The organism is Mycobacterium sp., from assembly GCF_035653355.1.
Classification (GTDB): Bacteria; Actinomycetota; Actinomycetes; order Mycobacteriales; family Mycobacteriaceae; genus Mycobacterium.
Genome location: NZ_DASRBZ010000004.1, coordinates 1 through 7,869, shown reverse-complemented (window position 1 = coordinate 7,869; position 7,869 = coordinate 1). Strand labels below are relative to the sequence as shown.

Below are 7,869 nucleotides of genomic sequence, written 5' to 3'. Positions count from 1 at the left end.
GAGGCCCTGCCACGTCTACCGCACCCTCGACGACCTCGACGCCATCCGGGCCGACGCCCAGCGCACGCTGCATGCCGGGCACACGACGGCCGGCGTGGTCATCGGCGGCGGCTTGCTGGGGCTTGAGGCGGCCAACGCGTTGCGCCAGTTCGGCCTGCACACCCACATCGTCGAGATGATGCCGAGACTGATGGCCCAGCAGGTCGACGAAGCCGGCGGCGCGCTGCTGGCCCGGATGATCACCGAGCTCGGGATCGCGGTGCACCTCGAGGTAAAAACCGAGTGCATCGAATCCGTTAGTTACCCGGACGGTTCAACGTCGGTGCGGGTGCGGCTCTCCGACGGAGAGACGATCGACGCCGGGGTAGTGATCTTCGCCGCGGGTATTCGCCCACGCGACGAGCTGGCCGTGGCGGCTGGGCTCGCTGTCGCTGACCGCGGCGGCGTGCTGACCGATATACATTGCCGGACAAGCGATCCCGATATCTACGCGGTCGGCGAGGTCGCAGCGATCGAAGGCCGTTGCTACGGCTTGGTCGGTCCCGGTTACACCAGCGCCGAGGTGGTGGTGGATCAGCTAGTGGGCGGCGCGGCGGAATTTCCCGAAGCCGACATGTCCACCAAGCTCAAACTGCTCGGTGTTGACGTGGCCAGCTTCGGCGACGCGATGGGCATCACGCCCGACTGTTTAGAGGTCGTGGTCAACGACGCGGTGAACCAGACCTACGCCAAGCTGGTGCTCTCCGACGACGCCAAGACGCTGCTCGGCGGCATCCTGGTAGGCGACGCCTCCAGCTATGGCGTACTGCGCCCCATGGTCGGCTCCGAGCTGCCTGGCGATCCGCTGGCGCTTATCGCGCATGCCCAAACTGGCGGCAGCACAGCGGTTTTGGGGGTTGGCTCGCTGCCGGATTCCGCGCAGATATGCTCGTGCAACAACGTCACCAAGGGTGATCTGGCCGCCGCGATCGCCGACGGTTGCGCCGATGTGCCAGCGCTGAAGTCGTGTACTTCGGCTGGCACCTCATGCGGTTCCTGCGTGCCGATGCTCAAGCAGCTGTTGGAAGCTGAAGGTGTACAGCAGTCCAAGGCGCTGTGCGAACACTTCAGTCAATCGCGCCAAGAGCTGTTCGAGATCATCATGGCCACCGGAGTCCGCACCTTCTCGGGCCTGCTTGAGCGGTTCGGCACCGGGAAAGGTTGCGACATCTGCAAACCGGCCGTCGCCTCGATCTTGGCCTCCACCGGCTCCGAGCACATCCTCGATGGCGAGCAGGCGTCCCTGCAGGACTCCAACGACCACTTCCTGGCCAACATTCAAAAGAACGGCAGCTACTCGGTGGTGCCCCGAGTGCCCGGCGGCGACATCAAGCCAGAGCACCTGATCCTGATTGGCCAGATCGCCCAGGAATTCGGGCTGTACACCAAGATCACCGGCGGACAGCGGATCGACATGTTCGGCGCGCGAGTCGACCAGCTCCCGGCCATTTGGAAGCGGCTCGTCGACGCTGGGATGGAATCGGGCCACGCCTACGGCAAAGCGCTGCGCACCGTGAAGAGCTGTGTGGGCAACGACTGGTGCCGCTACGGCGTCCAGGATTCGGTGCAGATGGCCATCGACTTGGAGCTGCGCTACCGCGGGCTGCGCGCACCGCACAAAATCAAGATGGGTGTCTCCGGGTGTGCCCGCGAGTGCGCCGAAGCACGTAGCAAGGACGTCGGCGTCATCGCCACCGAAAAGGGCTGGAATCTCTACGTCGGCGGCAACGGCGGATTTACGCCCAAGCACGCCCAGTTGCTGGCCGGCGACCTCGACGAAGAGACACTGATCCGCTATATCGACCGCTTCCTGATGTTCTACATCCGCACCGCCGACCGGCTACAGCGCACCGCGCCGTGGATCGAATCACTCGAGGGCGGACTGGATCACGTGCGCGATGTGGTGTGTAACGACTCCCTGGGTCTGGCCGAGGAGTTCGAGGCCGCGATCGCACGCCACGTCGCGAACTACAAATGCGAATGGAAAGGGGTGCTGGAGGACCCGGACAAGCTCTCCCGGTTCGTTTCCTTCGTCAACGCACCCGGGACCCCGGACCCCACTGTGACGTTCACCGAATACAACGGACGCAAGAGACCGGCGCTGCCCAACGACGGACAGGCTGATCCGGTGCTGATCGGTATGCCGCGAGTGCGGGCATGAACGCCGAAGTAAGGAGATGCCATGACGCTGCTTGACGACACCACCGAATTGCTGTCTGTCTACGTCGAAACCTGGACAGCGGCTTGCTCTTACGACTATCTAGTGCCCAACCGGGGTGTCGGCGTGCTGCTCGCCGACGGCTCGCAGGCAGCGCTGTTCCGGCTGGACGACGGATCCCTGCACGCCATCGGGAACATCGACCCGTTCACCGGCGCCGCGGTGATGTCGCGTGGCATCGTCGGTGACCGAGCCGGACGGCCCATGGTCCAAACACCAATCGGCAAGCAGGCATTCGCCCTAGACGACGGCCGCTGCTTCGACGATCCGGCGGTGGCAGTGCCGGTGTACCGCACCCGGCTAGTCAACGGAATGGTGGAGATCGGTCGATAGGCCGGTCATACCGCCAGCGGTGTGCGAGCCCGCTGGAAGTGGTTGGCAATCAGCCGCGCCAGCCGCGGGTGGTTACCCAGCGGATCAGTAACGATGTCCCCGCCGCAGTTTCGCAGCTGCTGCTGAAACAATCCGTCTGCCAGAAGATACGACGCCACCACCACCGGCCGCGACGATCGGCGCCGAGAGTTGGCGACCGCATCTGAAACACTGGGATCACCGATGGCCGCAAGCGCCAACTCCACTCGCGATCCCGTCAGCGCGGAGAGCAGCGTGGCGGTGGTGTGCAGGTCGCTTCTCGCGACTGCATCCGATGTGCCTGCCGCAGCAAGAATTACCGAATCACCCGGACACCACCCGGCTTTCAGCAGCTGCTCTCCGAGTAGCCGCACAATGTGAGGGCTTGGTCCCAAGGTCGGTGTGACGATGACGTGCGGGTGTCCGCTGGCCCCCACGTGAGCGGGCAGATCGGTGCGGACGTGGTATCCGCGGGACAGGAAAGCCGGCAGCACGATAACCGGTGTCTTGGCCGGCGCCATGCCGCAGAGCACCTCGGTGGGCGTGGGCCCCAGCACGTCGACGAACGCGACATGCACCGTCCGGTCCAGTAACCGGCTGACCCGATCGGCGAGGTCGCCGATCATCGCGACGCCACTCGGCCGGCGAGTACCGTGTGCGACGAGCAGGAGCTTCATGCCACCCCTGTCTGTTCATCGATCGCCAACCGATAGCCGCGCTTGACCACTGTCAAAACAATGCCTTTGTCTCCCAGCGCAGCTCGCAGCCGCAGCACCGCCGTGTCGACCGCGTGGGTGTCGGTGCCGCCGCCCGGCAGCGCGCGGAGTAGATCGCTGCGGGAAACGACCGCACCCGGGCGCTGCGCCAGCACGCGCAGGATCGCCATTCCGGCCCGCGACAGCGACCTGACCACACCGTCGACCACCACGCAGGTGCCGCGAATCTCGATCACGTGGCCAGCCGCCCGTACCGTGCGCGAACGCAGCAACGGCAGCTCATCGGCGATGTGTCGAGCCAATGCACCCAACCGCATCCGCTCAGGTGACGATGTCGGGATGCCCAATCGCGCCAACGGCTGTGCGGTAACGGGTCCCACACACATTGCCCGCACATCGGTGCGCAGCGCATCCAATAACTGGTCGTGAAGCGCTAGTTCGTCGGCTCGCATCAGTGTCGCTGCGGCCGCGGGTGCTGAGGTGAAGCTGACGGCGTCGACCTGTCGTTGGGCGATCTGGGTGACCAGCTGGTCGAATTCGCCACCTCGCGGCGCGGGCAGCCATCGGTACACCCGGATCGGCACGACTTCGGCACCGGCGCGGGACAATTCGTCGGCAAATTCGGGAAACGGGTCCCAATCGTCGGTGGCGCCGTGCAGTTGAAGCGCGATACGTTGGCCCCCAATACCGGATTCGAGGAGGTAACGCAGCACCTCGCGGGACGATTCCGATTCCGGCGACCATGCCTCGCGCAAGCCGGCGGCACGCAGCGCACCGGTCGCCTTCGGCCCGCGGGCAACGATCTTCGCAGTGGACAGCGCCTCGATCAGCTGGTTGGCCAGCCCCCATCCGTCGGCGGCGGAGATCCAGCCGCGGAACCCGATTCCAGTCGTCGCGATCAAGACATCCGGTGGTTTCGCGATCAAAGCCTTGGTGTGGCGGTGCAATTCGTCGTCTTCAGGCAGAGGCACCATGGTGATTGCGGCGGCGCTGCAGACCGTGGCGCCGTGGCGGGTCAGTAACGCGCAGAGTTCCTCCGCGCGGCGCGCTGACGTCACCGCGACCCGGTAGCCGGTGAGCGGCGCCGCGGCTGGCTGACCCATATGAAGTGTGTATTCCCTGTAGATTTCGGTCGCGTTACCACGTAATTGCCGAAGCGTTGCCCGGCTTGCGGTGTGAGTCACAGCCCCGGTGGCGTCAGCGCCGCTTCTCAACCCGCCATGCGGGGAAATACCGACCCATTAGTTCTCCTCCTCAACGAAGTCGCTGGACACGGAATGAACGCGTGGTCAGCGCGGCGCTGCCGACACTGACCGGGCGCGAATCTACGGTCCGGGCCTGGAAGGTGACAGTGTGAAAGCTGGGAGTCGGCAGTGATCCTGCCGACTCCCAGTGACGTATATCGCATTAAAGGCTTGTTCGCTCTGGCACACCGCAATTCAGCGGTGGGCACTATGTGGATGCAGGGGCCAACTCGTCTCGCACCAGGTGCGGTAGGCCGGACAGCACCGGGCGGCGCACGTACCTCAACCACGTCAGCGCCGCAGCGCCGATGTAGCAGACGACGAACACCCAGAACGCAGCTGTAGCCGAGCCGCTGGTCAAATACGACTGTCGCAACGCCAGATTGATGCCGACGCCGCCGAGGGCGCCGATGGCGCCGGCGAACCCGATCAACGCTCCCGACATCGCTCGTGACCATTGCTGGCGGTCATGCTCGCTCAGCGCCAGCGAGCGACTGCGCGCCTCGAAGATCGACGGAATCATCTTGTACACCGAGCCATTTCCGATGCCGGACAACACAAATAGCGCGACAAAGCCGACGACATAGCCGACCATCGTGGTGACCGTCGCCGGGCCGGCTCGGTGGTCATCGATGGTGCTGACGGTAATCAGAAGGCTGGCCGCCAAGATCATCCCGGAGAAGGTGACCAGCGTGATACGGCCGCCGCCAATGCGGTCGGCGAGCCGGCCGCCGTACACCCGTGAGATGGATCCCAGCAACGGGCCGATGAACGCGATCTGCGCAGAATGCAGTGCGGCCTGCGCAGCGGTTTGGCCGCCGGCGATGAAATTGATCTGCAGGATCTGGCCGAACGCGAACGAGAAGCCGATGAAAGACCCGAAAGTGCCGATGTAGAGCATCGCGACGATCCAGGTGTCCCGCTCGGACAGGATGTCACGCATAGCCGTCACGTCGATCTTGTGCTGCTGAAGGTTGTCCATGAACAGGGCAGCGCCGATGCCGGCGATAGCCAGCAACACCAGGTACACCGCACACACCCAGTAGGGTGAGCGGTTGCCGGCGACCGCTATCACCAGCAAGCCGACCAGCTGGATCATCGGCACGCCGATGTTGCCGCCGCCGGCGTTGATCCCAAGTGCCCAGCCCTTGAGCCGCTGCGGGTAGAAGGCATTGATGTTGGTCATCGACGATGCGAAATTGCCGCCGCCGAACCCGGCAAGAGCCGCGCACACCAGATACATCCACAGCGGCAGACCCGGATGGGCCAGCAGCCACAGGGTCCCGAGCGTCGGTATCAGCAAGGCGAACGCCGAAAACGTCGTCCAGTTGCGTCCGCCGAACGTCGCGGTAGCCAAGGTGTAGGGAATGCGCAGGCACGCACCAACCAAGGTGGCAGTGGCGCCAAGCAGGAACTTGTCGGCGGCAGAGAACCCGTAGACCGCCTGTGGCATGAATAACACCATCACCGACCAGATCGACCAGATCGAGAAGCCGAGATGCTCGGCGACCACCGACCAGATCAGGTTGCGGCGAGCGATCTTCTTGTTGCCGGCCTCCCAGGCCACTCTGTCCTCGGGATCCCAGTCGGTTATCAAATGTGAACGTGGCATGCGGCCACGCTAAAAACGTTGTGTTGCCGGAAATCTCTCTAGCGTGACCCCGGCGTGAATTTCAGTTCACAAGATGCAGCCCCACAAGTGAGACCGCAGGACAAGGCGACGGTCAGTAGGCCGCGCCGCTTCTCGGCGAATCTTATACGCAAGTGCACTGGAACGGTAAAGGCGAGATACTAGACCAAAAGCCTTGTCGCGCAGAGAAACCACAGTGACCGTATGCGGGTGGTTCGGCTACCAGACACTCCCGTCGCGCCAATCGCACATCAAGCCCGCCGAGATGTCCATGCTGATGCCGATCGGCAACACGAACACCGCTCCGTCCGCCTCGGGTGTGCGGGTCGGCCCGGTCGGGGCCAGCACCGAGGTAGGACCCCGCCAGTGCAGCCAACCCCGCAACGTGAACATGTGCTGACCCCGGTCCGACGCTTTGATGGCGCCGATCTGATACGCCCCGCGCATCACCTGCTCGGCCGCGTCCAGCAGCGCGATCGCCAACCCCTGGCCGCGCCAATCTTCGCGCACCGCCACCCCTTCGACGTAACCGCAGCGCAGCGCGGCGCCGCGGTAGAGCAGCCGACGTTGCACCACGGCAGCGTGCGCGATAATCGCGCCGCGATGCCAGATCAAGGCATGCATCCCGCCCAGCGCATGCTCCCAATCGCTGTCGCTGAAATCACCGCCGAACGCCGCGCTGACCATTTGGCGGGCGCTGTGGTAGGTCTCGGCGTCCAGGTCGGCGGTGTGAACCAGGCGGGCAGTGTGGACCCGGGTGCGCACACTGCCTGGTTTACCAGGTTGACGCGCCCGCGGCAGCCGAACTCAGCTCGAAACGCCGCGGCGACCGGGGCCGCGACCAATGCAGCCGCACATACTGGCCGGGTCGGATCTGGGCGACCTTGTCGAGGTCGTCCTCGGCGACCACACCGGCCACCGGGTAGCCGCCCGTCACCGGATGATCTGGCCCGAGAATTACCGGTAAACCGTTGGGCGGCACCTGAATTGCGCCGCGGGTGACGCCTTCGCTGGGCAATTGACGATCCGTCCAGCGGTAGCGCAGTGGACGTCCCTCCAACCGCATCCCCACCCGGTCGCTGCGGTCAGAGGCCATCCAGATCGTGTGCACCAGGGCGTCCGGGTCGACCAGCCAGTCGTCGCGCGGCCCGGGTACCACCAGCAGTTCGACAAGGTGCTCTTCGATGCCCGCCACCGGGGCCTGCTCGAGTTCCGGGTAGTCGTCGGTGTGCTCGCCGACCGGCAGCACATCTCCGGGCTGCAGCGGCAGCGGTCCGATGCCAGACATCACGTCGTAGCTGCGCGAGCCGAGCACCGGCGTCACATCAAACCCGCCGCGTACCGCCAGATAAGTGCGCAGTCCGGCAAACGGCGCATCCATCGAGATGATGTCGCCGTCGCTGACATGCTGAATACTATTGGTCCCAAAGGCGATTCCGTTTACAGACGGGTTGGTGTCAGCCCCGGTTACCGCAATGTCGACGTCGCCGCCGCGGACTCGGGCGGCGAAACCGCCGAATGTCACCTCGATGGTGGCGCGGTCGCCGGGGTTTGCCACCAGCCTGTTGGCCAGCGTGTGCGAGCGGCGGTCAGCGGCCCCCGAGCGGGTGACACCGAGGTGGGCCAGACCGACCCGCCCAAGATCTTCAACGAGTGCCAGCGGCCCGGTCC

The 7,869-nt window shown here is 64.9% G+C and carries 7 protein-coding genes; 2 read left to right on the top strand and 5 right to left on the bottom strand.

The features are described from left to right. Both nirB and nirD read left to right on the top strand, forming a co-directional pair. Nucleotides 1-2,200: nitrite reductase large subunit NirB (gene nirB, locus VFA16_RS00145; protein ID WP_324965868.1), on the top strand; the 2,200-nt coding region annotated here is incomplete at its 5' end. Nucleotides 2,201-2,221: 21 nt separating this feature from the next. Continuing rightward, the gene (gene nirD, locus VFA16_RS00140) at nucleotides 2,222-2,590 is read left to right on the top strand and encodes a nitrite reductase small subunit NirD (protein ID WP_324965867.1); all 369 of its coding nucleotides are present in this window, start codon (nucleotides 2,222-2,224) and stop codon (nucleotides 2,588-2,590) included. Nucleotides 2,591-2,595: 5 nt separating this feature from the next. Here nirD and VFA16_RS00135 read toward each other — a convergent pair whose 3' ends face one another. From VFA16_RS00135 to VFA16_RS00115, 5 genes are all read right to left on the bottom strand, one after another. Continuing rightward, nucleotides 2,596-3,285, bottom strand: coding sequence for a sirohydrochlorin chelatase (locus tag VFA16_RS00135; protein WP_324965866.1), 690 nt, complete (start codon nucleotides 3,283-3,285; stop codon nucleotides 2,596-2,598). Beyond that, complete coding sequence (locus VFA16_RS00130; protein WP_324965865.1) at nucleotides 3,282-4,427, bottom strand: uroporphyrinogen-III synthase; 1,146 nt, start codon at nucleotides 4,425-4,427, stop codon at nucleotides 3,282-3,284. Before VFA16_RS00130 ends, VFA16_RS00135 begins: the two co-directional genes overlap by 4 nt. Before the next feature lie 349 nt (nucleotides 4,428-4,776). Beyond that, the gene (locus tag VFA16_RS00125) at nucleotides 4,777-6,180 is read right to left on the bottom strand and encodes a nitrate/nitrite transporter (RefSeq protein WP_324965864.1); all 1,404 of its coding nucleotides are present in this window, start codon (nucleotides 6,178-6,180) and stop codon (nucleotides 4,777-4,779) included. 237 nt (nucleotides 6,181-6,417) lie between these two features. Then, nucleotides 6,418-6,963, bottom strand: coding sequence for a GNAT family N-acetyltransferase (locus VFA16_RS00120; protein ID WP_324965863.1), 546 nt, complete (start codon nucleotides 6,961-6,963; stop codon nucleotides 6,418-6,420). Between the two features lie 10 nt (nucleotides 6,964-6,973). Beyond that, nucleotides 6,974-7,869: 5-oxoprolinase/urea amidolyase family protein (locus VFA16_RS00115; RefSeq protein ID WP_324965862.1), on the bottom strand; the 896-nt coding region annotated here is incomplete at its 5' end.

Bases quoted from the DNA above. Each gene is read 5' to 3' on its own strand.
- nirD (WP_324965867.1), top strand. From the start codon at position 2,222: ATGACGCTGCTTGACGACACCACCGAATTGCTGTCTGTCTACGTCGAA.
- VFA16_RS00135 (WP_324965866.1), bottom strand. From the start codon at position 3,285: ATGAAGCTCCTGCTCGTCGCACACGGTACTCGCCGGCCGAGTGGCGTC.
- VFA16_RS00130 (WP_324965865.1), bottom strand. From the start codon at position 4,427: ATGGGTCAGCCAGCCGCGGCGCCGCTCACCGGCTACCGGGTCGCGGTG.
- VFA16_RS00125 (WP_324965864.1), bottom strand. From the start codon at position 6,180: ATGCCACGTTCACATTTGATAACCGACTGGGATCCCGAGGACAGAGTG.